This is a genomic window from [Bacillus] selenitireducens MLS10 (genome assembly GCF_000093085.1).
Lineage (GTDB): Bacteria > Bacillota > Bacilli > Bacillales > Salisediminibacteriaceae > Salisediminibacterium > Salisediminibacterium selenitireducens.
The window spans coordinates 1,231,603-1,257,869 of sequence record NC_014219.1 but is presented as its reverse complement, the minus strand read 5'-3'; the positions used below and the strand labels follow the sequence as shown (position 1 = coordinate 1,257,869).

At 48.4% G+C, this 26,267-nt stretch carries 19 protein-coding genes and 1 pseudogene; 6 read left to right on the top strand and 14 right to left on the bottom strand.

Features of this window, described 5'->3' with window-relative positions; all coding sequences use genetic code 11:
• Window positions 1-117 precede the first annotated feature (117 nt).
• The 9 genes from BSEL_RS05590 to secA all read right to left on the bottom strand — a co-directional run bounded on the left by BSEL_RS05590 (window position 118) and on the right by secA (window position 12,016).
• Window positions 118-1,698: an ICP22 family protein gene (locus BSEL_RS05590; protein ID WP_013172026.1), complete on the bottom strand. Its 1,581-nt coding sequence runs from the start codon at window positions 1,696-1,698 to the stop codon at window positions 118-120.
• A 206-nt stretch (window positions 1,699-1,904) separates the two neighbouring features.
• On the bottom strand, window positions 1,905-3,395 hold the full coding sequence (locus BSEL_RS05585; protein ID WP_013172025.1) for a S41 family peptidase: 1,491 nt from the start codon (window positions 3,393-3,395) through the stop codon (window positions 1,905-1,907).
• Between the two features lie 111 nt (window positions 3,396-3,506).
• Window positions 3,507-4,895, bottom strand: a complete 1,389-nt coding sequence (locus BSEL_RS05580; RefSeq protein WP_013172024.1) for a peptidoglycan DD-metalloendopeptidase family protein — start codon at window positions 4,893-4,895, stop codon at window positions 3,507-3,509.
• Between the two features lie 32 nt (window positions 4,896-4,927).
• Complete coding sequence (gene ftsX, locus BSEL_RS05575) at window positions 4,928-5,821, bottom strand: permease-like cell division protein FtsX (protein WP_013172023.1); 894 nt, start codon at window positions 5,819-5,821, stop codon at window positions 4,928-4,930.
• Window positions 5,811-6,497, bottom strand: coding sequence for a cell division ATP-binding protein FtsE (ftsE, locus tag BSEL_RS05570; RefSeq protein WP_041582301.1), 687 nt, complete (start codon window positions 6,495-6,497; stop codon window positions 5,811-5,813). Before ftsE ends, ftsX begins: the two co-directional genes overlap by 11 nt.
• 312 nt (window positions 6,498-6,809) lie before the next feature.
• The gene (locus BSEL_RS05565) at window positions 6,810-7,163 is read right to left on the bottom strand and encodes a c-type cytochrome (protein WP_013172021.1); all 354 of its coding nucleotides are present in this window, start codon (window positions 7,161-7,163) and stop codon (window positions 6,810-6,812) included.
• Window positions 7,164-7,234: 71 nt separating this feature from the next.
• Window positions 7,235-8,131, bottom strand: coding sequence for a YitT family protein (locus tag BSEL_RS05560; protein WP_013172020.1), 897 nt, complete (start codon window positions 8,129-8,131; stop codon window positions 7,235-7,237).
• Window positions 8,132-8,319: 188 nt separating this feature from the next.
• Window positions 8,320-9,421 (bottom strand): peptide chain release factor 2 gene (gene prfB, locus BSEL_RS05555; protein ID WP_013172019.1). Its coding sequence is split into 2 segments (ribosomal slippage): window positions 8,320-9,348 and window positions 9,350-9,421, totalling 1,101 coding nucleotides; the frame shifts between segments, so codons are not numbered across the junction.
• Window positions 9,422-9,472: 51 nt separating this feature from the next.
• Window positions 9,473-12,016: a preprotein translocase subunit SecA gene (gene secA, locus BSEL_RS05550; protein ID WP_013172018.1), complete on the bottom strand. Its 2,544-nt coding sequence runs from the start codon at window positions 12,014-12,016 to the stop codon at window positions 9,473-9,475.
• Between the two features lie 217 nt (window positions 12,017-12,233).
• On the opposite strand from secA, the gene glcT reads away from it, so the two are divergent.
• Window positions 12,234-13,079, top strand: coding sequence for a glucose PTS transporter transcription antiterminator GlcT (glcT, locus tag BSEL_RS05545; RefSeq protein WP_013172017.1), 846 nt, complete (start codon window positions 12,234-12,236; stop codon window positions 13,077-13,079).
• Window positions 13,080-13,354: 275 nt separating this feature from the next.
• Window positions 13,355-15,376 carry a glucose-specific PTS transporter subunit IIBC gene (ptsG, locus tag BSEL_RS05535; protein WP_013172016.1) on the top strand — a complete coding sequence of 674 codons (2,022 nt, stop codon included), beginning with the start codon at window positions 13,355-13,357 and terminating at the stop codon, window positions 15,374-15,376.
• A 115-nt stretch (window positions 15,377-15,491) separates the two neighbouring features.
• Here ptsG and hpf read toward each other — a convergent pair whose 3' ends face one another.
• The gene (hpf, locus tag BSEL_RS05530) at window positions 15,492-16,043 is read right to left on the bottom strand and encodes a ribosome hibernation-promoting factor, HPF/YfiA family (protein ID WP_013172015.1); all 552 of its coding nucleotides are present in this window, start codon (window positions 16,041-16,043) and stop codon (window positions 15,492-15,494) included.
• A gap of 191 nt (window positions 16,044-16,234) precedes the next feature.
• On the bottom strand, window positions 16,235-16,432 hold the full coding sequence (locus tag BSEL_RS05525; protein WP_013172014.1) for a cold shock domain-containing protein: 198 nt from the start codon (window positions 16,430-16,432) through the stop codon (window positions 16,235-16,237).
• A 432-nt stretch (window positions 16,433-16,864) separates the two neighbouring features.
• On the opposite strand from BSEL_RS05525, the gene BSEL_RS17025 reads away from it, so the two are divergent.
• The 3 genes from BSEL_RS17025 (at window position 16,865) to BSEL_RS05510 (ending at window position 19,545) form a co-directional block, all read left to right on the top strand.
• On the top strand, window positions 16,865-17,290 hold the full coding sequence (locus BSEL_RS17025) for a single-stranded DNA-binding protein (RefSeq protein WP_013172013.1): 426 nt from the start codon (window positions 16,865-16,867) through the stop codon (window positions 17,288-17,290).
• A 1-nt stretch (window position 17,291) separates the two neighbouring features.
• Window positions 17,292-17,591 (top strand): hypothetical protein, encoded by a 300-nt coding sequence (locus tag BSEL_RS05515; protein ID WP_013172012.1) that lies wholly within the window; start codon window positions 17,292-17,294, stop codon window positions 17,589-17,591.
• Window positions 17,592-17,772: 181 nt separating this feature from the next.
• Window positions 17,773-19,545 carry an alpha-glycosidase gene (locus BSEL_RS05510; RefSeq protein ID WP_013172011.1) on the top strand — a complete coding sequence of 591 codons (1,773 nt, stop codon included), beginning with the start codon at window positions 17,773-17,775 and terminating at the stop codon, window positions 19,543-19,545.
• A 166-nt stretch (window positions 19,546-19,711) separates the two neighbouring features.
• Here the strand turns inward: BSEL_RS05510 and BSEL_RS05505 are convergent, their stop codons facing one another.
• The 3 genes from BSEL_RS05505 to BSEL_RS17020 form a co-directional block, all read right to left on the bottom strand.
• Window positions 19,712-20,095 (bottom strand): hypothetical protein, encoded by a 384-nt coding sequence (locus BSEL_RS05505; RefSeq protein ID WP_013172010.1) that lies wholly within the window; start codon window positions 20,093-20,095, stop codon window positions 19,712-19,714.
• A gap of 409 nt (window positions 20,096-20,504) precedes the next feature.
• A complete protein-coding gene (locus tag BSEL_RS05500; RefSeq protein WP_013172009.1) occupies window positions 20,505-22,577 on the bottom strand; it encodes a 5'-nucleotidase C-terminal domain-containing protein in 2,073 nt (690 codons plus the stop codon).
• 492 nt (window positions 22,578-23,069) lie between these two features.
• The gene (locus BSEL_RS17020) at window positions 23,070-24,182 is read right to left on the bottom strand and encodes an S-layer homology domain-containing protein (protein WP_013172008.1); all 1,113 of its coding nucleotides are present in this window, start codon (window positions 24,180-24,182) and stop codon (window positions 23,070-23,072) included.
• A 600-nt stretch (window positions 24,183-24,782) separates the two neighbouring features.
• Here BSEL_RS17020 and BSEL_RS05490 point away from each other — a divergent pair.
• Window positions 24,783-26,183: pseudogene (locus tag BSEL_RS05490) on the top strand (IS1182 family transposase).
• Window positions 26,184-26,267 lie beyond the last annotated feature (84 nt).

Genomic DNA, 26,267 nt, shown 5'->3' with positions numbered 1-26,267 from the left:
TGTCCAGTATACCAAATCCGCCAGGTGAAGGGAACGTATATTCCTTAAGGGGAACAGAAGAGCCATGCAGGGGGTGAAGGGGCAACAAGCGCCTTTTCCTGCATGGCTGTCAAATCTTTATGAACGATCCTTGTCTGTCTCGCTGTCTTCATGGCGGTCTTCGCCGCTTCGGTTTGCCGCACTGAGTTCGTTGTAAAAAGCGGACAGTCCCGCTGCCTGACCGTAAGCACCGTCCCGGTCCCGTTGATCGACCGGATCCTCGTCCTTCGGATCGGCTTCCGGCACTTCAGACGATGTATCCACTTCTTGCAGAGACGCTGTTTCGGATTCTTCATCCGGCCCTGCCGCTGTCTCTTCACCGAATTCAGGAATGTCCGCTGCCTCAGATGATACCGACTCAGCCGGTTCCTCAGGCTCTGCCGCGTTTTCCTGAACAGCGTCTTCCTTTTCAGCCGCTTCTTCATCTTGCATCGTACGGATGCGGCTGCGATCTGAGCCGATCACCGATGCCGAACGAAGTGCGCGATAGGAGAGGTTGCCGTATTCATCATCCGGGACAAACATAAAGCCGCGCAAATAATGGTCCTTATCCGTCACGGACGTCTGCGTGATTCGGAGTTCCCCTTCTTCATCGAGGACTTCAAGTTTACAGTAAGCCGAGTTCTGCTGGAGTGCCTGATAGAACTCGCGCTGGGAATTCACATAGTTCCCGTTCACCTTCATGATCACTTCCCCGGTCTCAACCGCCATCTTCTCAGCCGTCGTTCCCGGAAAAATACCGAGTACCTTCATTCCCTCTTCAAGTCGTGTAAAGATGCTGAGCTTTCGCTTATCCGCACGCTCATAGGTGAGAAACACAAGCCAGCGACCGATGAGAAGCACGATTGGCAACAGCCAGATCAGTTCCGGAATCCAATAGGCACCCACTGTCAGCCCAACTGCGATCACGGACAGGAACAACAGCCGGTTACCGACACGCTTCGTCGCAACTTTCGCATAATCACCGCTCACCCGCAGGTGATACCCGAGCATCACCGGTATAAGAAGAAAACCGAAGCTCTCTGCCGGCAACAGTTCAGGGATAGGCGGCCAGTACGCAGCCCCGGTCATCTCCCCCTGAGGGAACAACAGAAACAGCGGGAACAGCCAGAGTCTTCTCGCCAGATGCTCGCCGACTTTCTTTCCCCGGGTGCTCGACGTGATTCGAGGTGATGTCATGCGCCATCCGTCCACCTTGACGAGGATCGCCTCTGCGGCAAAAAGCAGGCTGACGAGCGCCGCCAGGTGAATCGGATCAAACGCGGCAATCTCAGCGAGCCACGTGTCCCCGCGTTCAAAACCGGCTCCGCTCTCCGGAAGCCATGGCAAAATAAGGAGCGTAAGACCACCGGCGAAGGTGGCACTCATCCAGCGCGCACTGCCGGAGAGAAGAAAAGGAATCCAGGCAAGCGCCAGTAAAACAATGACCCCGGCCGGGAGCGTAATGCCGATGCCCGTTGCAATCAGAGACAATAAGAGCGCTGCCGTGAGCGCTGCGGGCAATGGCGCCGTCAGAAAAGTCCCCACCGTGTACATCCGGCTGTGAAAATCCTTTCGTTCCCGTTTGATGATACGCATCGCACCCCAAAGGGCGATCAGAATAAAGAGATATGTATAAGGATGAAGAAAGAGACGCCCTGCGCCTGTAAGTAGTTCCATTCCGATATCCTGCAAGACTACCAGCCTCCCAAATCTGCGGTTCAAACACTTCACTCTTCATTGTAATCGAATACCAGTCAAATGATAAGTGTGAATTGTACGAAAAAAGCAGAAGCCCTGTATTTTTTTCTCAAGGGCTTCTGCTTATCGTTACATGTTCGGGACCAACGCTTCACATCAGTCCATTTTCAGCGACATGGCTCTTATTAACCTGTCACCAGTTCAAGGGCACGCTTTAACTGCAAGTCGTTCTCCCGGTCCTGAATCTGTTCAATCAGCACTTCTTGCAAGCGGTCCGCCGTCTCTTCGCCGATCTCACCCGTCACATCAAGACCTTCTGCCTCCTGGAACGCCTCAACGGCTTCAACCGTCCCCTCGTCGAAGTACCCGTCTTCACGCCCCGGATCGTAACCGGTTGCCGCAAGCATCACCTGAGCGCTCTCGACATGCTCACTGTTCATATCAAAGACGAGCGGTTCATCTGCACTGATTGGCGACACGTAGAAGAAGTCCGGTTGCGCGACTTCAACGGTCGGTTCAACACCTACCTCGTTGATATTATTCCCGTCAGACGTGAGCCATCTGAACAGGGTCAGCTTCAACTGACTGCCGTCTCCCATCGGGATCGTCTGTTGGACAGTCCCTTTCCCGAAGGAGCTCTGCCCGACAACGTCATGACCGCCGGCTTCTTTCAGTGCAGCTGAGAGGATCTCTGAAGCCGATGCACTGCCTTCATCAATGATACTCACAATCGGATAGTCAATGTCTTCGTCCAGGCTCGAGATCGTGCGCATCCGTTCCCCGTCACGGTCTTCGATCTGCAAGATCGGTGATCCGCCCGGAATGATCAGATTGCCAATGTCCTCGACACTCTGCAAATAACCGCCCGGATTCCCCCGAACATCGATAATGAGCCCGTCAATCCCGTCTTCTTCAAGGGCTGTCAACTCTTCTTCGAACCGCTCCGCCGTGTTTTCGGAAAATGACGTCAGCTCAAGATAGCCGATACGCTGTCCGCTTTCTTCGATTATCTCACTGTGCACGGTTTCAATCGGAATCTCATCGCGGACCACATCAATTTCAAGCGGATCACTGACGCCAGGACGGTCGATCGTCAGGGTCACGGTCGTCCCCTGTTCACCGCGGATCTTCATCACCGCTTCAGTCAGTGTCAGCCCCTCAATATCTTCTCCGTCAATCTCCATGACCTGATCATTCGGCCGCAGTCCGGCTCTCTCAGCAGGCGAATCCCGAAACGGTGCGACGATTGTCACTCTGCCGTTGATCATGCTCACTTCCGCTCCGATTCCTTCAAAAGAGGAGTCCAGGGATTCCATAAACTGCGAAGCCGTGTCCGCGTCCATGTATTCGGAATACGGATCCTCAAGGCTCTCGAGCATGCCGATAATCGCACCTTCTATCAGCTTCTCGGCATCCGGCTCGTCCACATAGCGCTCCATGAGCGTATGATAGGCTTGGGCGATCTTCTCCATCTCTTCTTCAAGATCCCCTAAATGAATCTCTTCCTGGCCACCCATTTGTTCCATGACCGCTTCCATGATCTCTTCATCGGACATCTGGTTTTCCTCGACCGGTTCATCACCGGCAAACACGTCAATGACGACGAGTGTTCCAATCGATCCTATCATCACTGCCAAGACAAGGATCATCGGCAGAAACAGTTTTTTCGTTTGCATACGGACACCTCTTCGCTCAAATTTCCTTCATGATTACACCTATTCTAACAGAGCTTATCCGAATAAGAAAGAAACCTCATTCCGATTTTTTGGAATGAGGTTTCGCCCTATTCAGTTTAAATAATTCATCGGGTTGACGGCCGAACCGCTGCCGCTGTATCCCCCCGGATGCACTTCAAAATGAAGGTGGACACCCGTCGAGGTCCCTGTCGTACCCATTCTGCCGATCACCTGTCCGCGGCTGACCCGCTGACCGGGTGAGACATTCGACCCGGAGAGATGCGCATAGAGCGTTGTCATGGATTGGCCGTTCACAACATGGGAAATCGTAATCGTGTTCCCGTAGCCGCCAAGCCAACCGGAGGAAATCACCGTGCCCGATTCAGCCGCATAGATATTCAGGCCGCCGTCACGGCCGAAATCCGTCCCGGCATGAAGACGCTGCCCGCCGTGAACCGGATGGGTCCGCATGCCGAAGTGCGAGGTGATCCGCCCGTCAGACGGCCGGTGAAGCGTCCCGCTGGAGACAGCCGGCGTACTGTTCCCGGAAGAACCGCTTCCATTGGAAGCAGTTTCCTGGGATGAACTCTGAGAGGAACTCTGTGACGCCTCCTGCTGGGCGGCCTCTTCAGCTGCAGCCCGTTCAGCCGCTTCTTCAGCAGCTCTTCGCTCCGCTTCCTCCTGCCGTCTGCGCTCTTCTTCTTCCCGGCGTTTTCGTTCTTCTTCAGCACGCTCCCACTCTTCAAGCTCCTGCTTCGCCGCTTGCTGCTGGGCAATGAGAAGCTCTTCTTTCTCCTCAAGTGAGATCAGTTCTTCTTCGAGGGTGTAGCCGAGATAAGACAGTTCTTCAAGATACTGATCCTTCTCACTCGACTGTGCCTCAAGGCTTGACCGGAGTGATTCGAGTTCACCGAGCTGCTCCTCCAGGAACATAAGCTCCCGTTCAAGATTTTCTTTTGCAAGCTCCACCGACTCCATGTCTTCGATATGTTCCTGCAAAATATTCTGATCCTGTTGGGCGATGGAGTTCAATGCACTGATCCGCTCAATTAAATCACCGAAGTTCTGGGCACCGAGGATCACTTCTATGTAATTGATGGAGCCGCCGTTCTGATACATTTGTCTGACCCGCTCTTTGAGCAGTTCATCCCTGTCTGCGATCCGCTCTTCAAGAATGCGGATTTCTTCTTCGAGGTCGGCAACACGGTCCATTGTCAGATCAATCTCTTCTTCTTTCGCTTCAATCTGACGGTTCGTTGTAGCCATTTCTTCATCGAGCCGGCGAAGTTCCGTTTCCACTTCGGACATTTCACCCTGGACTTCTTCAAGCTCCGCTTCCCGTTCTTCCTGTTCGCGTAGGGTTTCTTCCCGTTCTTCTTCGTACCCTTCAATCTCTTCTTGGAGCTGTTCACCTTCATTGGCACTGACGGCAGTGAATACCGTCAACGCCAACAAAGCAGCAAGAAGAAGCATGAAGGGGATGCGTGTAATTCTGTTCATCGACAGCCCCCCTGTCTTCTGTATCGTATTCTTTATACTTTCAGGAACTTCCTGACACTCATCATACTTCCCCACACGCCAACCGTTGCCCCAATGCCGAGAAGCAGGAGTGATGTCTGCAGTGCCAGCGGATTCGTTGGAAGGAAGTTGAAGAATTCCAGTCCGGTATTCTGTCCGATCGCCGTGTAAAATTGATCATACCCATAGGATAATACAATAATTGGGAGAAGGGAGCCAAAAATCCCCAACAAAAGCCCCTCAACAAAAAACGGCCAGCGGATAAAGGCATTCGTCGCCCCGACGAGCTTCATAATCTGGATCTCCCGCTTACGGGCAATGATCGTGATCTTGATCGTGTTCGCAATCAGGAATACCGCCGTAAAGATCAGTCCGAGAATCAGCACGATCCCGACGAGCCGGACAAAATCCGTCGCGGAGAACAACTGATCAAAAATATCCTGACCGTATTCAACCGTCTCCACATACGCAAGTTCTTCAATCTCTGCCGCGAGAATATCCGTATCCTCCGGACGCTCCGCCCGGACCACAAACACATCGTTCAGCGGATTCTCATCGCGGAGCCCCTGGAAATAATCCCCCTGATCCCCGAGGCTTTCAATAAACTGCTCAAGACCCTCGTCTTTCGGGACGTAGGCAATCTCATCGACCCCCGGGAGGGCTTCAAGTGACGAGAGCAGTTCTTCCTGTTCCGCTTCAGAAGCGGTCCGCTCCACAAACGTGCGGATTTCCACGTCATCTTCAAGGGAACTGGCGAAATGGTTAATGTTAAAGATCATCATGAAAAACGCACCGACAACAAGCAGCATGACGGTCACCGCGCTGATGGACGCAAACGTCATCCAACCGTTCCGGATGATATTTTTTCCGCCTTCTTTGACATGGCGGCCCAGTGTTCTAGCCTTCATATCCGTAAGTCCCCCTTACTTCATCCCTGGCAATTCGACCGTTTTCGACAGCAATTACCCGCTTTCGCATCGCGTTTACGATATCCCGGTTATGCGTTGCCATGACGATGGTCGTACCACGGTCATTGATTTCTTCTAAAATATGCATGATTTCCCACGAGGTATCCGGATCGAGGTTTCCTGTCGGCTCATCGGCAATCAGAACAGACGGATTATTGACAATCGCACGGGCAATCGCCACACGCTGCTGTTCGCCTCCGGACAACTCGTGCGGATAAAAGCGTGCTTTATTCTTCAATCGGACAATATCGAGAACATTCATCACGCGCTTACGGATATTGGCCTTCGATTCTTCGATTACTTCCATGGCGAAGGATACATTCTCAAATACTGTCAAGTTCGGCAACAGTTTAAAATCCTGAAACACAACCCCCATATTCCTGCGGACATACGGAATATGCCGCTCCTTCGTTGCGGACAGGGCATGGCTGTTGATGTAAATTTCGCCTTTTGTCGGCTTTTCCTCCCGGTACATCATCTTGATGAACGTGGATTTACCTGCACCGCTCGGTCCAACAACGTATACAAATTCGCCTTTTTCTATGTTAATCGTAATCCCGTTAACAGCCATAACGCCGTTCGGGTATGTTTTCCAAACATCCTGCATTTGAATCAAATCAATCACATCCCACTTTCTTATATGGTCATTTGTTTCGTCTTCACCTAATACAGTCCATCTCAGCAAGACGGCCAGTCGTTTTTTAAATTGGGACACAGCAAATAAATGTGTTCATATGCAAACTTTTTCTCATTCATTATATCATCATTTTTCGACATAAAAAGATCTATTTCATTACAATTGTATTTCACACATTTGCTCTACGCTTAATATTAAAAAGCCCGCCCTATTTGCGGTCACTACCGCAAAAGGACAGGCTTTATGAAACACGTTTATATTGTAAAATAGTTTCAACTGCAACAAACCGGATTACTGCTCAGATACCCAAGCCGCAACATTCTCTGCTTCCTCACCGGATACGATATTACTCGGCATTGTGCCCGGTCCGTTTTCAATCGCTGATTTGACCTCATCGTAGCTTAGCCCCTGAATACCAGGTGCCGAGCCCCCTGCCAAATCACCACCGTGACAGCCGGCACAGTTACCGATATAAAGCTCTTCACCCGCAGCAAGATCGTATTCCCCGCCTGCTTCTTCCGTGTTGTTTGCCGCCTCGTTGTTCACGTCGTTTGCCGGTGCTTCTTCATTGCCATTCCCGTCATTGCCGCCACAGGCCCCAAGCAGAAAAGCGGTGCCAATCAGTGCGATCATGTACTTCTTCATCGTGCATCCCCCTTATTTTCCTTTTTAATATGTGTACAGATTTTCCATCTGTCTCTTTCATTATAGCCGATTTACGGCCGTTTGAAACCTTCTCCGAGCACTTCCGACGTATTACTCACAATGACGAAGGCATCCGGGTCGATGGTCTGTACGACACGCTTGAGTCGGGTCACTTCATTTCGCCCGACGACGCACATGAGTACAGATCTCGACTCATCGGTGTACCCGCCGTATCCCGTCAGTTTCGTCACGCCGCGATCCACCTGTGTTAAGAGCCCCTGCTTCACTTCTTCCTCATTCTCAGAAATGATCATTACCATCTTCGAATAGCCAAAGCCGACCTGAACGAGGTCAATCGTCTTCCCTGTCGTAAACAGGCCGATGAGGGCATAGAGGGCGAACTCAAGGCCGAACACCACGGCACTTGCCGTCACAACAAGGCCGTCCATGATAAAGACACAGACGCCGAGGGAGAGGCCTGTATATTTATTGATGATCTGCGCTGCGAGATCCGTCCCGCCCGTTGACGAGTTCGAGCGAAAGACGATCCCGAGTCCGAGACCGACGCCGATCCCGCCAAAGAGCGCCGCAAGAAGCGGATCCATCGTCACCGGCTCCCAGTCCCGCGTCAAAAAGACGACGAGCGGTAAAAATACCGTTCCTGTCAGCGTCTTCGTCCCATACAGAAGTCCGCCCCGAAAGCTGCCCCCGAGAAGCAGCACACCGGCGATAAAGAGCGGGATATTCATTGCCCACTGGACGTACGCCGGCTCAAATCCGAACACATGGAGCGTAATCGTCGAGATCCCCGATACGCCACCGGATGCGATCTGATTCGGCAAAAGGAAGATATTAAAGGCAATCGCCACAATCGCCGAACCGACCAGCACATGGCCGAATTCATAAACCACCTGAAGGAGCGGTGGAAAAGGCTTTCTTCCGCGCTTTCTGTTCATTTCTTTCATCATTGTCCGTCACCTGCCATCTGTTTACTCCGTTAATCCTCAGACAGTATAGCACTGCCCCCAATCCCTGTAAACCGGATCCGACTAACGCATTACCACACTGCAGTACGGGTCAAAATGGGACTCCCATTTTCAAAGACACACATGAAAACGCCGCTCTCCCGACAGGGAAAACGGCGCGGTTTTTCGTCTTATTCAATCTGTGAGCGCAGGTACGCATCGATGAACGGCATCAGATCGCCATCCATGACCGCCTGCGTATTGCCTGTTTCTTTGTTCGTCCGGTGATCCTTCACCATGTTATACGGATGGAAGACGTAGGAGCGGATCTGTGAACCCCAGCCGATTTCCGACTGTTCACCGCGAATCTCATCGGCCTCCTGCCGCTGCCTTTCGATCTCGAGCTGAAACAGCTTCGCCTTCAGCATCTTCATGGCCTTTTCCCGGTTCTTGATCTGCGAACGCTCGGACTGACAGCTGACGATGGTGTTCGTAGGCAAATGCGTCATCCGTACCGCAGAGTCCGTCGTGTTGACGTGCTGACCGCCGGCACCGCTTGAGCGGAACGTGTCGATTCTGAGCTCGTCGGGTTTGACATCGATTTCGATATCCTCGTTCAGTTCAGGCATGACGTCACAGGACACAAAAGACGTGTGTCGGCGTCCTGAGGAATCGAACGGGGAAATCCGGACGAGCCGGTGAACCCCTTTTTCCGCCTTCAGATGTCCGTAGGCATTATGCCCGGTAATCTGCAGGGTGACACTCTTGACCCCTGCCTCATCCCCCGGCAGATAGTCGAGGGTTTCGACCTTCCAGTTCATCTGCTCGGCAAAACGGGTATACATCCGAAGCAGCATGGACGCATAGTCCTGGGACTCGGTCCCGCCGGCTCCGGGATGCAGTTCGAGGATGGCGTTATTCGCATCATACGGACCGCTCAATAACAGCTGCAGCTCAAACTGATTCAGGCGCTTCTGCAAGTCCTCAATCCCCGCTTCAAGATCCGCCATCATCTCCGGATCATTCTCTTCTTCAAGGAGCCCGAACTGGACTTCAAGGTCTTCATGTGCTGCTTCAAGTTCACGGTACGTATGCGCGTAACTCTTCAGCGCATTGGCTTCACCAATGACTTTTTGGGCCTCTTCCTGATTGTCCCAAAAGGACGGATCGGCCATACGGTCTTCGAGGGATGCTATTTGAGCCTCTTTTTCATCGAGGTCAAAGAGACCCCCTGAAGTCCGCTAAACGTGTAGCCATATTTTGTACTTCTGCTTTCATTTCATTCATTTCCATGAATGTCACACTCCCTTTTTTTCGTTCCCTGATTTCCTAGCGGCAACCTTATTACAGCCTGCCGTGGCAATTCTTATACTTCTTGCCGGATCCGCACGGGCAAGGCTCGTTGCGGCCGACTTCTTCCTCTTTCACATACGGCTTATTCGCAGGTTTTGCCTGCTGCTGGGACTGCGCCTGTGCCTGGCTGTTCGCCGACTGATGCACGGCTTGACGCTCTTCAGCCACCTGCTTTCGCTCGAGATTCGAACGGATCTGTGCCTTCATCACATAGCGGGTTACTTCGTCCTCGATGCTTGCGATCATCTCTTCGAACATCTCAAAGCCTTCGAATTTGTATTCTCGAAGCGGATCGATCTGTCCGTAGGCGCGCAGATGGATCCCCTGGCGGAGCTGTTCCATCTGGTCAATATGGCTCGTCCACTTCGTATCCACCGTACGAAGGAGGATGACACGTTCGAACTCACGCATCGTATCAGGCGTGAAGTTCTCTTCACGGCGGTTGTACTCGGCCTGCACTTTCTCCATAACGCCTTCCTGAATCTCTTCAGGCTCAAGACCGGTCACCTCTTCAAGGGTCACCTCTTCATCTGTGAAGAGCACCTGATTGAGCTGATCGACCATACCTTCCAAGTTCCAGTCTTCCGGCACCTCTTCTTCAGGCGTGTAGCTTGCCACGACCCGGCCGACGCTTGATTCCACCATCTGTTCCACAACCGGACGCAGATTATCGGATTCAAGGACTTCCATGCGCTGTTCGTAAATGACATCGCGCTGTTCACGCATGACATCATCATATTGCAGAAGCTGTTTACGGGCGTCAAAGTTGCTGCCCTCCACGCGCTTTTGTGCCTGTTCAACGGCACGGGAGACCATCTTACTCTCGATCGGCTGATCTTCATCCATGCCGAGACGCTCCATCATCTTGCTCATGTTCTCAGAGCCGAAGCGGCGCATGAGCGGATCTTCAAGGGAGAGGTAGAACTGGGATTCACCCGGGTCCCCCTGACGTCCGGAACGTCCGCGAAGCTGATTGTCAATCCGGCGGGACTCGTGACGCTCGGTACCGAGAACGAACAGGCCACCCTTCTCAACCACACCGTCTCCGAGTTTGATATCCGTACCGCGCCCCGCCATGTTCGTGGCAATGGTGACGCCGCCCTTCTGACCGGCATTGGCGATGATCTCCGCCTCTTTGGCGTGATTCTTCGCATTGAGTACATTGTGTGGGACTTTATGCTTCTTCAGCATTTTGGAGATGAGTTCCGACGTATCCACATTAACTGTGCCGACAAGAACCGGCTGCTCGGACTCGTGCAGTTCCTTGATCTTCTCAATAATCGCTTTGTACTTACCGTCCATCGTCTTAAAGACAAGGTCGGCGTTATCCTGACGGATGATTTCCTCATTCGTCGGTACGGCATACACATTCATGTTGTAGATGCTTGTGAATTCCTCTTCCTCTGTCTTAGCCGTACCGGTCATCCCGGCGAGTTTCTCATACATGCGGAAGTAGTTCTGGAACGTGATCGAGGCGAGCGTCATGCTCTCCCGCTTGATTTCGAGCCCTTCCTTCGCTTCGATGGCCTGATGCAGCCCGTCGCCAAAGCGGCGCCCCTTCATGAGACGTCCGGTAAACTGGTCAATGATGACAACCTGGCCATCCTCCACGACATAATCCTCATCACGTATCATTGTCAAATGCGCTTTGAGCGCCTGGTTGATGTTATGGTTCAGCTGCACATGCTCCGAGTCAAAGAGGTTGTCGATGTTAAAGACACGCTCCGCCCGGTTCACCCCTTCTTCCGTGAGCTGGACGTTCTTTGTCTTCTCATCATACGTATAGTCTTTGTCTTCTTTCAGCATCCGTACGAACGAATTGGCTGCCGTGTACAGCTCGCTCTGACGCTGGGCTGTGCCGGAAATGATCAGCGGTGTTCTTGCTTCATCGATCAAAATCGAGTCGACTTCATCGACGATGGCAAAATGCAGATCCCGCTGAACCATCTCTTCTTTATGGGCGACCATGTTATCACGAAGATAATCAAAGCCGAATTCATTATTCGTTCCGTACGTCACATCCGCCTTGTACGCTTCACGCTTCTCTTCTTTGGTCATCCCGGAAATGTTCAATCCAACTGTAAGACCGAGAAAATCATAAATCTTCCCCATGTCATGGGCGTCACGCTTCGCAAGGTATTCGTTGACCGTCACGACGTGCACGCCCCTGCCGGTAATCGCGTTCAGATACACGGGCATCGTCGCGACGAGGGTCTTTCCCTCACCGGTTTTCATCTCAGAAATATCACCCTTGTTCAGAACGATGGCACCGAGGATCTGGACCGGGAAATGCGTCATCCCGGTCACGCGAGTCGACGCCTCTCTCACAACGGCGAAGGCTTCAGGCAACAGATCATCGACTTTTTCCCCGTCCTGATACCGCTGTTTGAACTCATCGGTTTTCTTCTTCAGTTCTTCATCACTGAGCAGTTTGAACTCCTCATGGTAGCTGAGGACCGCCTGTTTATCACGTTCCAGCTTTTTTAAATAACGACCGTCTGAATCGCCAATGACTTTTTTCAGTAATCCGAGCATTGGGCATTACTCCCTTATTTCATAGTCTCGTTTTTCACGCTATCCTTCATTTTAGCAGTTTGCGAACCGGCTTACAAGAAGATGAATGACGTTAACGAAAGTGCTGATGATCTTCTTTGAAAAGAACAGGATTTGTTCTTGAATGTAACCGTTTATCACTTTATACTGATATTTGTCTCAGAACGCGTTCAACCTGTGATAGAAGGACGGTGAATAAATGCTCGCTGTAACGAAAATCCTCAACAACAATGTCGTCATTGCCCATCACCCGGATTACGGGGAAGTGGTGCTGATCGGTAAGGGGCTAGGCTTCGGTAAAAAACCTGGAGACGAAATTGCCGGTCTTGAGGCGGAAAAGTTCTTCGTCCTGAAGGACAAAAACGAACAGGAACAGCACAAAAGCCTGCTCGAGTACGTGGATGAGCAGTTCGTAGGCGTCATGAATGAGTTCATCGACAAGCTTGAAACCCGGTTTGGCGCAAACTTGAACGAACACATCCATATCGGTCTCACCGATCACCTGCACTTCGCCGTCAAACGGATCGAAAACGGCCAAGGCATCCATAATCCGTTCCTGCAAGAGACAGAGCTTGCCTATCCCCAGGAATTTGCCGTCGCCACAGAGCTCACGGAATGGTTCGGCAATCAGGTCGGCATCCGCATCCCGCCGGGAGAAATCGGGTTTATCACCCTGCACATCCACAGCGCCCTGACAAACCGGGATTTAGGAGACATCAACCGGCACACGCAGATGGTCAGTGAACTCGTCGGCATGATCGAAGAGAACCTGAAGATGACAATCGACCGCCGGGATATGAACTACCTCCGCCTCGTCAGGCACTTGCATCACGCCATCGAGCGGATTCAGTTCGAGAACTATGTGGACAATCAGGACGCCCTCAAAGCGGTGCTGCAAAAAGAGTATCCGGTCTGTTACAACCTGGCCTGGAAGCTCATGAAGGTGATGCAGCGCCGGTTGAAACGGAGCGTTCCGGACGCAGAAGCCGTTTATTTGACCCTTCATTTGCAACGCATTGTTGACAACGTCCGTGAAATCGAGTAAGCTTATCTCGAAAACAGCAAACAAACACTTTCTTTTTCCGTGTTACTGGTGATGCAGGCATGAGAGAAAAGGATTGCAGCCTTACCCTGGATCGGGACATTTTGTCCTGCCTTTGGGTGAACTGTATCTTTTTCCCTCATGCCTTTTTTGTTGTCATAACCAAGTAACAGGCGAAAAGAAAGTCCGCCAAGATGATGTGCGAAAGCGGCTGAATGCTTGCTTCCGGGGCCCCGCATCGCAACGGCACCCAACAACTCAAACAGGAGGAATAATAAATGAAAAACGCTTTTGGTATCTTACAAAAAGTCGGCCGCTCCTTGATGTTGCCGGTCGCCCTTCTCCCTGCCGCAGGGATACTCCTTGCCTTCGGGGATGCCATGCAAAACCCGGACATGATCGCCCGGTTTGCCTTTCTCGATTCCGAGATCATCGCCCTGATCGCTGAAATGATGCAGGCCTCCGGGGACATCGTCTTCGGTAACCTCCCGCTCCTCTTTGCCGTCGGTGTTGCCATCGGCCTCTCTGACGGGGACGGTGTCGCCGGACTTGCCGCGATTATCGGTTATTTGATTATGAACGTCACAATGAGCGTCATCGGCGGGATCGACGCTTCAGCCCTTGAAGGAAGCCCGGATCTGGCCAACGTGCTTGGGATTCCGACGCTTCAGACCGGTGTCTTTGGCGGGATCATCGCCGGGCTCCTGGGGGCATACATGTACAATCGCTTCTTTAACATCGAACTGCCGTCTTATCTCGGGTTCTTTGCCGGGAAGCGCTTCGTACCGATCGTCACCGCAGCTTCAGCCATTCTGCTCGGTGTTGCCATGCACATGCTCTGGCCTTTCGCCCAGGACGGCCTGAACAGCCTTGCCTATTTCATGACCGAAGCCAACCGCACACTGTCGACTTTTATTTTCGGAGTAGTAGAACGTGCCCTCATTCCATTCGGACTTCACCACATCTTCTATTCTCCGTTCTGGTTTGAATTCGGTTCTTACACGAATGCCGCAGGAGAGATCATCCGCGGCGACCAGCAGATCTTCTTTAACCAGATCCGCGACGGCGCAGAAGTCACGGCCGGTGCCTACATGACCGGGAAATTCCCATTCATGATGTTCGGTCTTCCCGCTGCTGCACTGGCGATCTATCACTGTGCACGCCCTGAAAACAAAAAAGTCGTCGCCGGGATTATGAGTTCTGCCGCGCTGACGTCCTTTTTGACAGGGATCACGGAACCGATTGAATTCTCATTCCTGTTTGTTGCACCACTGCTCTTTGCCATTCATACCATCTTTGCAGGTCTGTCATTCATGACGATGCATCTACTCGACGTGCAAATCGGGATGACCTTCTCAGGCGGAGTCATCGACTTCTTCTTGTACGGCATTCTGCCGGGACGGACCGAATGGTGGCTCGTCATCCCGGTCGGACTCGTCTTTGCCGTCATCTACTACTTCGGTTTCCGCTTTGCGATTACGAAGTTCAACCTGATGACGCCTGGCCGTGAAGAAGCAAACGGTGACGCGTCCGCCAAGAAGTCATCCGGCAACACAGAACTTCCTTACGAAGTCCTGAAGGCCATGGGTGGAAAAGATAACATCACCTACCTCGATGCCTGCATCACACGCCTGCGTATGGCCGTGCACGACACGGAACAGGTGGACAAGGAACGACTGAAGCAGCTCGGCGCATCAGGCGTCATGACGATCGACAAGAATATCCAGGCGATCTTCGGGCCACGCTCTGAAACGATCAAAGGCCAGATGCGTGACATTATCAACGGCAAAGCGCCGGAAGCGTATGAAGATCCAAACGCAGCCGTTGCCCCTTCACAGGTCGCTTCAACGATCGATCTCGCTATGCCGCTCGAAGGTGAGCTGATCGACCTTGCCAACGTACCGGACAACATGTTCGCCGAAAAAATGATGGGGGACGGATTCGCCATTGAACCGTCAGACGGACTCGTCGTCTCACCAGTGAACGGTGAAGTGGTCAACCTCTTCCCGACAATGCATGCCATTGGCCTCTTAGCTGACGATGGGACGGAAGTTCTCGTTCACATCGGTGTCGACACTGTTAATATGAAGGGAGACGGCTTTGAAGCCTTTGTTTCCCAGGGTGACCGAGTCGCTGTCGGTGACGAACTGATCCGCTTTGATCTTGAGCTCGTAAAACAAAAGGCCAAAGCCGCCACAACACCTGTTATCTTTACGAATCTCGCGGAAGACAAAACCGTTTCCATCAACGAGCACGGCTCCGTTAAGCGAAACGAAACAGGCAGAATTACAATCAACTGACTGTCAGCTGCAATAGAAAAGAAGGGATCTGAGCATAGCCGCTCAGATCCCCTCTTTCGACTCAAAACACCTTCAGGCATCTGCCTGAAGGTGTTTATTTATCGTTCGTTTCTTTTTACGCTTCCGGCTCAATCAGGCCGTATTTGCCGTCGCTTCTGCGGTACACAACGCTCGTCACGCCGCTTACAGCATCCGAGAAGACGAAGAAGTTATGTCCGAGCATATCCATCTGCAGGATCGCTTCTTCCGCATCCATCGGCTTCAGATCGAAGCGCTTCGTACGGACGATTTCATAGTCATCATCCGGCGTCTCTTCTTCAGAGATCGGCTCAAGTTCGTTTTTAAACATATATTTCAGACTGTCTTCACCGCGGAATTTGCGGTTTACTTTCGTTTTATGCTTACGGATCTGCCGTTCAAGCTTTTCGATCACAAGATCAACGGCTGCGTACATATCCGCATGCTTTTCCTCTGCTCGAAGGAGTAATTTCGGCATTGGTATGGTGATTTCCACTTTTTGATCGGTATTCACGACACTCATCTTCACGTGCACATCAGAAGATGGTGTGGTTTCAAAATACTTCTCAAGTTTACCCACCTTTTTTTCTACGTAGTCTCTCAATGCTGGTGTAATTTCCAGGTTTTCGCCTCGAATGTTAAAATTCATAGACAAATTCCTCCTTTCGGGTATGTATATATGTTTCGTCATTCCCTATGCGTTCTCCTGCTAAAACATGAATTTAATTTTACACAATTTCAGCAGTTGTTTGAAAAACCCGCTTTCTTTTGAAGAAAACGGGTTAAACACATATTAGTGGCTATTGATCTTTCTTTGGTTTCTTTTACAATACCGAAGGGTTATAATTTCACAACATTTGATGCTTGAGGTCCTCTGGCTCCTTCAACGACTTCAAATTCCACATCCTGACCCTCATCCAGCGTTTTGAAGCCTTCCTGGTCAATTGCCGAATAATGAACGAATACATCTTCCCCGTCTTCACGTTCAATAAATCCAAAACCTTTCTCTGCGTTGAACCATTTGACTTTTCCCTGCATGTTGTAAACACATTCCCTTCTAATTAAAATCTGACGCCCTGAAAAACAGAAATGCGTCATCTTTACTATAGCAATTGTAACCGCTTTCGTCAATTCACCTGTCAAATAACTTCCGACACAAATTTGACACAATAAATAAATAGGAAAAGTATTGAAATCACACACTTGTTCTTATAGAATTATTCCATAGTCGGACAAGAGAATCATACTTATTCCACGATATGGACTGCTTCGTCCACTATTTTGAAAGAGATAATCTAAACGTTGGAGGTGAACTATCCTTACTGGGGCTATCCCGGATGGAGACGGACTGCCTTTCTCTATAACCGCATGTAAGTTTCGTGTGGAAACAGAAATTCCTCTCTGCCATTGTTATAATACGATCCGCCAATAGTTGACAGTAAAATATACCTCAGTAGAGGAGAGATAATCTTGAATCAATTTTCACTGGCCGGCAGAATTGCCAACGAGCCTGAGCTTGGCTGTACACAGCATGGTAAACATTATGTCAAGTTTCAACTCGCTGTAAAACGATCTTTCCGAAGTAAAGACCAAGAATATAAAACGGATTTTATTCCTGTAGTCGCATGGCGAAACACGGCTGAGACAATTAAAGAATACTGTGGCAAAGGTTCTACGGTCACCATCACCGGAAGACTTGCGCCTATGACCTACTTGCCGAAAGACCATTCGCTCTACAACCGCGTCGAAGTCATAGCGGAAAAAGTCGGGTTTCTTCATTTGAAACCTTCAACCGATCAACAGGCTGCCTGCCTCGACAAAAACGAATGCCCGGAAGCAGTTGAGACTGAGATCCTTAACAGTGAGTTTGATTCTTCAAGGGAACAGGTGCACTGATATGGAACAAGTGATGGATAACGAAAATGACCTGCTTATCAGAAATGCTTTGTCGATCATCATTGAAGCTCAAAAAGACCAGCTTTCCCTTACCAAAGCACTCATCAATAAAATAAACCGGATGGACCATCATACAATCAAACAAAATGGCTTTGAAGAGATGGAAAACCGGGTTAAGTGCTGTGAATCATCTCTGATTGAACTTGTCAGTTTGACAGGTCTGTTAGCCACCCAACTTGATTGCATTGGTTGTTCGGCGGATACTGTTTATCTGACAGCTCCAAAATTGACCAAACACTAATTATGAAACAGTAAGATATTTTTTTTGGTGTATTTGTGAATTGTTGCACATAAAACGTGTTCCTCTCCGATTACGGATGGACACGTTTTATCATGCGTGCTATACTGACTTTATAATTAAGGAGACGCTTACACAGTTTTGCGCAAACGTTTGCCTTGTCTCAAATCCAAGGAGGTACATCATGTTATTAGAAGCGATTCACCATCAGCCGAAGTCTCAGTATGCCTATGCCTACGATGAAGAAACCTTGCATATTCGCGTCCGCACAAAACGAAATGATATGGACCAGGTATCCGTCGTGTGGGGCGATAAATACGACTTCGTTCCTGAAAAAATCACGACAACGAAAATGGTCGTCTTTGCGAAAGACACCCTCTATGACTACTACCACGTGGCCATCAAACCGCCGTTCAGACGGTTTGCCTATGCCTTTAAGTTCGAAAAAGGGGACAAGACCGTCTTTTTAAACGAAGTCGGCTTCAAGGAAGATGAAATGCACTCATCCGGTGTCGGGATGCTCTGGAGCCCATCAGGCATGTTTGAATTTCCCTTTCTAAACGCCATCGACGTGCACACGCCGCCTGAATGGGTCAAGGATGCCGTCTTCTATCAGATCTTCCCGGAACGGTTCGCAAACGGCGATCCAACCCTCAATCCCCCTGGCACAGAACCTTGGACACCGGATGCCGTGCCGACACGGGACAATTTCTTTGGCGGGGACCTCCAGGGTGTGATCGACAATCTCGATTATCTCGATGAACTCGGGATCAACTGCATTTACTTCACACCGTTCTTTGAAGCCTACTCAAACCATAAATACGATACGATTGACTACCTGAAGGTGGATCCGCAGTTCGGAGATAACGACAAGGCGAAGGAACTCGTTGAGAAAGCCCATGAGCGTGGCATCCGCGTCATGCTCGATGCCGTATTCAACCACTCGGGCTTTTACTTCCCGCCGTTTCAGGACGTCTTGAAGAACGGGGAGAAGTCCCGGTTTGCCGACTGGTTCCACGTAAAGGAATTCCCGCTTGAAACGGATCCCCTGACGTATGACACGTTCGGCTTTGTTCCGGCTATGCCAAAATTAAATACCGAAAATCCGGAAGTGAAAGCCTATCTCCTTGAAGTCGCCCGCTATTGGGTGGAAGACATCGGTGTCGACGGCTGGCGACTTGACGTGGCCAATGAAGTCGATCACCGTTTCTGGCGTGAGTTCCGCGATACGGTGAAACAGGCAAACCCTGAGGCTTATATCCTCGGCGAAATCTGGCATAACTCTCTTGCCTGGCTGCAGGGAGACCAGTTCGATGCGGTGATGAACTATCCGGTCACAAACAGTATCCTCGACTTCTTTGTCAAAGACGACATCGACGCCGAGACGTTCATGGGCCGCCTAGATCAGATGCTCATTGCCTACCCGAAACAGGCAAACGAAGTCGCCTTTAATCTTCTTGATTCCCATGATACACCAAGGCTATTGCACATTGCCGAAGGGAATAAGGACCGCATGAAACTTGCGGCACTCTTCCAGCTGACGTATATGGGTGCACCTTGCATTTACTACGGCGACGAAATTGGCATGGACGGCGGCGGTGATCCAGGCTGCAGAAAGCCGATGATTTGGGAAGAGGATCATCAGGACAAGGAACTCTTTGATTTTTACAAAAAGCTCATCCGTCTCCGTAAAGATCACAAAGCGCTCCGTGACGGCTCATTCCGTTTCCTGAGTGCTGCCAAAGATGCCAAGTATGTAGCCTTTGAACGAGCAGATGACAAAGACCGCTTTATCATTGCCATGAACAGCGACAAGAAACAGCACAATGTCAACATCGAGCAGGTTGGCAACCATTCCTTTACAGATATCGACTCCGGTGACCGTTACAAAGCGAAAAACGGTACATTCACCGTATCCGTCCCGTCTCTTGGTGCCGTCATTCTGAAAAAACAATAATACGTAAAGAAAACTCGGCTTGTCGCCAAGCTTGAATGGCGAAAGCCTTAGTTGCACTTATACTATAATCCTTTAATAAAGTTAAACATTCCTAAAGTACAAAAAAAGACCGATTTTCGGTCTTTTTTTGTTTTCATACAATGAATAGTGATTAATCCTGCCTGCCTTATGCAAGCTCGATCGCGTAACGGTCCACCGAGCCTTTCCAGTTCTTCAATCTCGGCATCAGCGTCTCATGCAAAAAGCGCATGCGCTGTTCTTCTGATGGGAATGATGATTCAACCTCGATGGCCCATCTGGCCGCTTCGATAAACGTCTTGAGCTGTCTGAGCGCAGTCTCGTCCTCATGAAAAATCGACTGCAAGGTCAGATTCTCTTCATTATAAGGTTCCAATCCGGCCATCACAGATTTCATCAGGCGATCCCCGATGTCATGGTCATCTTTAATATAGCATTCACTGACGTATTGTAGGGATGCTTCCACCTCAACGAGAAAATCAGAGTAGTTTGCGAGAAATTCCCGCTGAGCTTTTGTCAGTTTTCGAGTCACGTATACTACACCTCCAACAGGCTCAGTATAGCAGATACATCCTTTGAATGACATACTTGTATCGTCTTTGTCAGAAAAACACAATCGTATGAAGAAATTGATGATATTTAGGTCTTAAGTCTCGGATTTTTTGGAACCAGGCAGACTTTCATTTATAAGGCATATATGCAAAAAAGCAGATTCCCTTTTCAGTCAGGCTCCCTGTCTGAATAACCGTGATTGGGTCGTCGGTTAGCTGAAACCTCGCGTCAGAAAACGGATGTTTATTGTACCAACCACCTATCTGTACAAAGGACCCCCACCGCTTGGTGAGGGTCCTATTCATTGCCGGGTTCTGTCCCTGCCTATTCTCTCATTCACTTCTTATCAGCTTAAGACTCTCATTCAATTCTTAGAGTCAAACATCATCTTACCACTGGCTCATATAATAAACCACTTTAGCTGCCTCGCTCCGCTGAGTGTTCGCCTTTGGCATCAGTTCACCATCAAGGTTCCCTTCAAAGAGACCGACTTCAATCATACCACCAAAGCCTTCAACGGCAAATGCCGCGACTTGATCAAAATCAGGGTGATTGTGTTCTCCAAGAGTAGGAACGTCTTCACCCGTTACATGCTCATATGCACGCGCAGCGATAACAGCCATTTCCTCACGTGTGATCGATGCAGTTTCCCGGAACGTGCCATCGAGATGGCCTTGGACGAGGCCTGCATCGTAAGCTGCCGTAATCTCACTTCCGAGTGTAGCTCCAAGATCGCTAAACGGAGCATCTCCATCAGGATCAGCCACTTCAAGCCCTAGTGAACGCGTCACCAGTGCTGCAAATTCGCCCCTTGTAACGTCACGTGCAGGGGAGAATGTTGTTTCTGTTGTACCATTTACGATGCCGTTACCATAAAGGTGTGCCACATAATCAAATGCCCAGTTGTTTTCAAGAATATCGGTGAATGGAAGATCGATGGTCATTTCGTCAACAGGGAGCATTTGAATACGTCCTTCTGTTGGTGCATAATCAACGGCACCCTCCGTTTCCATCAGCTCTTCAACGTATTGGAACATCGATACGGCAACGTATCCTGCAGCTTCTTGGATCAGTTCGCTTGTTTCAGCAAACATTTCGTAACCGTCTCCACCTTCATACATAAAGTTATTAATAGCAATACTGTAGGTTTCGTCCATATCCATCGGTTCGCCGTCGATGAAGAAATCGACTCCGGCAAATGTCTCATCCTCATTGTAATAAATGATATATTCCGCACCGGACACCTGCAGATCAACCTGATAACCAAATGAATCCGCACTTCTTGTATAAGAGTGTTCAATCACTTCAACGAGATCATGGCCGACCATCTCAATCTCTGTGATTTCGTTCCCAAAAGGTTCAGTCGTATAAATATCGTTTGCTGTAATATCCCCTGCAGCAATATTCGCGCGGATTCCGCCATTATTTGTGAATGCAATATCTGTACCGAGCGCATTGCGCATGGAATCGGTCCAGAAGTTCCCTAATGAAACATCCATTTCCCAACGGTCATTCCGATTCAAACCTGTGTTAGTGTGACCAATAACTTCACTGAGAATCTCTTCCGCTTCATCGAGATAGCCCTGAACCATAGCATCCACGGTCTCGTTGATCATTGATTCATCTACTTCCCGAACATCATTCAGCTCAAAATCAAACGATACATCGCCAGTTTCTTTGTCAAGTGTAAAAGTGGAATGACCAAGATAATTCGCATCACTGCCTGCCTGTACAATTGGTGTCCCGTTCACCATTCTCGGTTCTGTTATTCTGGTATGAGAGTGACCGCCAATGATTGCATCAAAGAACTCCACTTCTTCTGCAAGTGCCTGATCAGCACTTAAACCGATATGATTAACAGCAATGAGAATATCCACTTCATCAGCAAGATACTCATACTCAAGAGCCGTTTCTACATAGTCATGAAATTCCATTCCAATGATGCCTGCAGGACGTGTAGCCGGAGGAGCCTGCGTCATACCGAAGATACCGACAGACACATCGTCAAATTCAAATATTTCATATGGATCCGGCTGATCGACATGATGCGTCGGCTCAATCACTTCCATGTTCGCTCCAATCCATGGAAATTCGGACTGTTCTATACGGTCCTGAAGGTGATTCTGACCGTAATCAAATTCGTGGTTTCCAATTGTCATCACATCGAGACCCATTTCATTTAAAAGCGCAATGATCGGTTCCCCGTATTGTAAATCAACAACCGGACTTCCGCTGAAAATATCACCTGCATCCACATACAGGGAATTCTCAGACTGTGAACGGATATCATCAATCAGTCCACTTAATTTACCGAAGTTATCAATCTTCGAGTGTATGTCATTTGTATGGAGTACGTCGAGTTTGAATGTGTCACCATTGCCCTCTTCATCTGCCAAGGCAGTTGTGCCGGAGCCAATCAAAGCGCCCCTGCCAAAAATGCAGGGAGACTTCCTAATAGCCATTTATTCTTCATGTTCCCATCTCCTTTATTTTTTAAGATTTTACATGATCAACGATACAGACTTGTCTGATAACTTGCAAGCATATCTATAAAAACGCTTCTGTAGTAATATGACGTGTGATATTTTCTTACGACACCCGCACAGATCACGCTTTTTCTGTATAAGTGAGTGATTATAGTAGTGAATAATTAATTAAATTATACATACTCTGGTTCATACCGGAAAATCAATCAAGATAAAGACAGTCTGTTCACTCTTATTTTCGAAGCTGTGATGGAATGAACTCAAGAAAATGCGCAAGGATGTATCCACACGATCGCGTAAACATGATCAGAAGACTTGAAACAGCACGAAAATAGTCGACCAACTCCAAAATAACGGGATGTTGGTCGACTTTTTCAGATGTTCACTTTCCTTCGATGACATTAAAAAGATATTCAGTGATTTCATCATTAATCAGGTTTTTTTAATGACAGTATAATTCATTTGGATTTATATCGTCCACTCGTCATTCACAACGGCAATCAGATACCAGTCGTCTTTATATTTCTGCATAACGAGAATGTTACTGCCCCAGTCCATGCCTGCGTATTGTTCCTCATCTCCGCTCACATAATATTCTGTATAAGAAGCGTCCGGGAAAAATTCACGAATATTATTTAACGTATTGCCCCGATTCTTATCTGCATTATAAACCTGCTCATCCGGATTTAAATAGTCATGGTTATTCAGATAACGTTTGAAATAGTCGCGGGTCGTCTTCTCAATAGCGTGTCCTGTTCCATCTTGGTGTCCCCACATATAAACGGTCTCATCCGCAAGCCAATTTCTTAACTCATCACTATGAAAGACTTGGTCATCCGCCTGAACAAAAACATAAGGTGAGAACCTGATTCCTTCTTCCGGATGTGCATAGTCGGCAATTGTTTCAAAGTCCTCCTCCATGATCGCTTCTAACAGCTTATCCGTTTTCGATGTGACCACCAGTTCTTCACGGAAATCTTCGTTAATTGATCTGGCGAGTACGACACTGAATTCAGCCCGCGTAATCGGTTTATCAGGACGGAACGTTCCATCACCATACCCCTGCATAACATGACTGCTGTATACATCCTGAACAGCTTCATAGGCATGATCGGTCTCACCGATATCCGGAAACTCCGCTTCCGAGTGTGCCTCTGCATCAAAGTTAAAAGTATTAGCCAACATAATGGCGACTTCCGCCCTTGTAACTGAATTTGCCGGACGGAATGTCCCATCTTCATAACCTGACATAATCCCTTCAGTCTGCAATGCGCCTATTTTTCCCGACGCCCAGAACTCCTCAGATACATCAGGGAAATCACCATCTGTTTCAGTTAAATGTTGTTGTCGAAAAAATACGGCAGCCGATTCAGCCCTGTTGATCGTTTGATTTGGCCGAAACTGTCCTCCTGTATAGCCTTCTAAATATCCTTGGCCACTCAAGTATCCTATTTCTTCTTTCGCCCAATGATCCTCTGTATCCTGGTAGTCATGAACGTCCGCTTCTGTTTCTGAATGGAGCACTGACCCTGCCATTGCTGTTCCTGTGATCGCGATTGCCATCTTAGTAAGGTATTTCATAATCGACCTCCTCCATAGATTGGATGTACAATCCTATTTCCATGATGAGTATTGACTAAACATGATTTAATTGATTTACAATCAAGCCCTTTTCACTTTGATTAAATTACCAATTAACTTCATACATTGTTACTCTCTGCACGTATTGCCTTTCTCTTACACACTTAAAAAACCCCCGACCCATTCAATAACGAGGCCACTGAAAAAGTCTTTATGAAAGAAACTCTCTATGTTGAGGGTTTCTTTTTTTGATTACATAATGTGATAAACGAAAAGAAACTTCAACCAATACAAATGTTGAAATCAGACTGCACTGCAGACGGAAGCTTGCCGCGGGCATGGCCTCAGCCTCCTCGAACATCCCTTGGATGTTCTGCGGGGTCTTCAACTCATGCTATTTACGCAGGCGTCACCGTCTTTCGTTTCGTCTGATTATGCCATGGTGGAAAGCATGAATACGATCAAAAAATTTCCAATAAAAAGGACAATCCGAGTGTACTTTTAAGTATAATTAAAGTAACGAATATAAAGTGGGTGATGTGGATCATTTCAAAACAACAGTCGCTAAAGCTTAGTCCTTATATGGAGCTTTAAAATCTTATTGTTCCAAAAGATAATCTGTTAAGACAAATCAATGAACTGGTAGATTTTTCATTTGTCTATGAAGAACTTAAAGAAAAATACTGCCTGGATAATGGACGGAATGCGATTGATCCCATTCGGATGTTTTAATACTTATTATTGAAAACGATCTTCGATCTTTCGGATGTAGATTTGGTTGAACGTTCGAAATATGATATGTCATTCAAATATTTTTTAGACATGACGCCTGAAGAAGATGTGATTGATCCAAGCTCCCTGACGAAGTTTCGTAAGCTCAGGCTCAAAGACTTGAATCTGTTGGACTTGCTCATCCATAAAACCGTTGAAATAGCGTTGGAAGAGGACATTATTAAAAGCCGTTCGATTATTGTGGATGCAACACATACCAAAGCCCGTTACAATCTATTAAAACCAAGAGACGTACTTAGGGATCGAGCCAAAAAGCTGAGAAAGGCGATTTACCAGATCGATGAATCCATGAAAGAAAAATTCCCATCCAAAACACAGGCGGATGACTTAGAAGATGAGATCCAATATACCGAGAAACTCATCAAGGTGATTGAGAAGGAAGCAACGCTCTCCAATTATCCAAACATCAAAGAGCGATTGAATAGATTAAAGGAAACGGTTGAAGATGATGTGGAACATCTGCGATGTTCTGAAGATCAGGATGCAAAAGTGGGACACAAGTCCGCCGATACCTCTTTCTTTGGATATAAGAGCCATCTGGCGATCAATGAAGAAAGAATCATTACCGCAGCTGTTATTACGACTAGGGAAAAGAACGACGGTAAGCAACTCGAAGCCTTGATTGAAAAAAGCAAAGAAGCAGGTATGGCTGTTGATACAATCATTGGAGATGCAGCCTATTCCGAAAAAGGAAATATTGCGTACAGTAATGAAAACAACATAAGACTAGTTGCTAAGTTAAATCCTTCAGTGACTCAAGGTAACCGCAAAAAGGAAGATGAATTTCAATTCAATAAAGATGCCGGTATGTATGTTTGCAAGGCAGGTCATATGGCAATAAGAAAAGCGAAAAATGGAAAAGCAATAGCAGGGAGAAATCAAAAAATAAAATATTATTTTGATATTGAACTATGCAAAAGATGCCCGATGAAAGAAGGTTGTTACATCGAAGGTGCTAAAAGTAAAACGTATGGGGTCTCAATAAAATCTAAAGAACACACTGAGCAAATCGAATTTCAAATGAGTGACTATTTCAAGGAAAAATCAAAAGAACGTTATAAAATTGAAGCAAAAAACAATGAATTAAAGCACCGACACGGGTATGAAGTAGCCACTTCCTCGGGTCTGATTGGCATGGAATTACAAGGAGCAATGGCCATATTTACAGTAAATCTCAAAAGAATACTGAAGCTATCGCAAGAAAAATAGAAAAAGAATCAGACAATAGTGAAAAAAAAGACGACCAACTCCAAAATAATTGGAAATTGGTCATCTTTTTTTCTGTGAGTTCAC

Coding starts and splice junctions, on each gene's coding strand:
- ftsX (WP_013172023.1), bottom strand. CDS start 5,821: ATGAAGGCTAGAACACTGGGCCGCCATGTCAAAGAAGGCGGAAAAAAT.
- BSEL_RS05510 (WP_013172011.1), top strand. CDS start 17,773: ATGTTATTAGAAGCGATTCACCATCAGCCGAAGTCTCAGTATGCCTAT.
- BSEL_RS05515 (WP_013172012.1), top strand. CDS start 17,292: ATGGAACAAGTGATGGATAACGAAAATGACCTGCTTATCAGAAATGCT.
- BSEL_RS17020 (WP_013172008.1), bottom strand. CDS start 24,182: ATGAAATACCTTACTAAGATGGCAATCGCGATCACAGGAACAGCAATG.
- secA (WP_013172018.1), bottom strand. CDS start 12,016: ATGCTCGGATTACTGAAAAAAGTCATTGGCGATTCAGACGGTCGTTAT.
- BSEL_RS05585 (WP_013172025.1), bottom strand. CDS start 3,395: ATGCAAACGAAAAAACTGTTTCTGCCGATGATCCTTGTCTTGGCAGTG.
- BSEL_RS05500 (WP_013172009.1), bottom strand. CDS start 22,577: ATGGCTATTAGGAAGTCTCCCTGCATTTTTGGCAGGGGCGCTTTGATT.
- BSEL_RS05525 (WP_013172014.1), bottom strand. CDS start 16,432: ATGCAGGGAAAAGTCAAATGGTTCAACGCAGAGAAAGGTTTTGGATTT.
- BSEL_RS05565 (WP_013172021.1), bottom strand. CDS start 7,163: ATGAAGAAGTACATGATCGCACTGATTGGCACCGCTTTTCTGCTTGGG.
- BSEL_RS05590 (WP_013172026.1), bottom strand. CDS start 1,698: ATGGAACTACTTACAGGCGCAGGGCGTCTCTTTCTTCATCCTTATACA.
- glcT (WP_013172017.1), top strand. CDS start 12,234: ATGCTCGCTGTAACGAAAATCCTCAACAACAATGTCGTCATTGCCCAT.
- BSEL_RS05580 (WP_013172024.1), bottom strand. CDS start 4,895: ATGAACAGAATTACACGCATCCCCTTCATGCTTCTTCTTGCTGCTTTG.
- BSEL_RS05560 (WP_013172020.1), bottom strand. CDS start 8,131: ATGATGAAAGAAATGAACAGAAAGCGCGGAAGAAAGCCTTTTCCACCG.
- ptsG (WP_013172016.1), top strand. CDS start 13,355: ATGAAAAACGCTTTTGGTATCTTACAAAAAGTCGGCCGCTCCTTGATG.
- hpf (WP_013172015.1), bottom strand. CDS start 16,043: ATGAATTTTAACATTCGAGGCGAAAACCTGGAAATTACACCAGCATTG.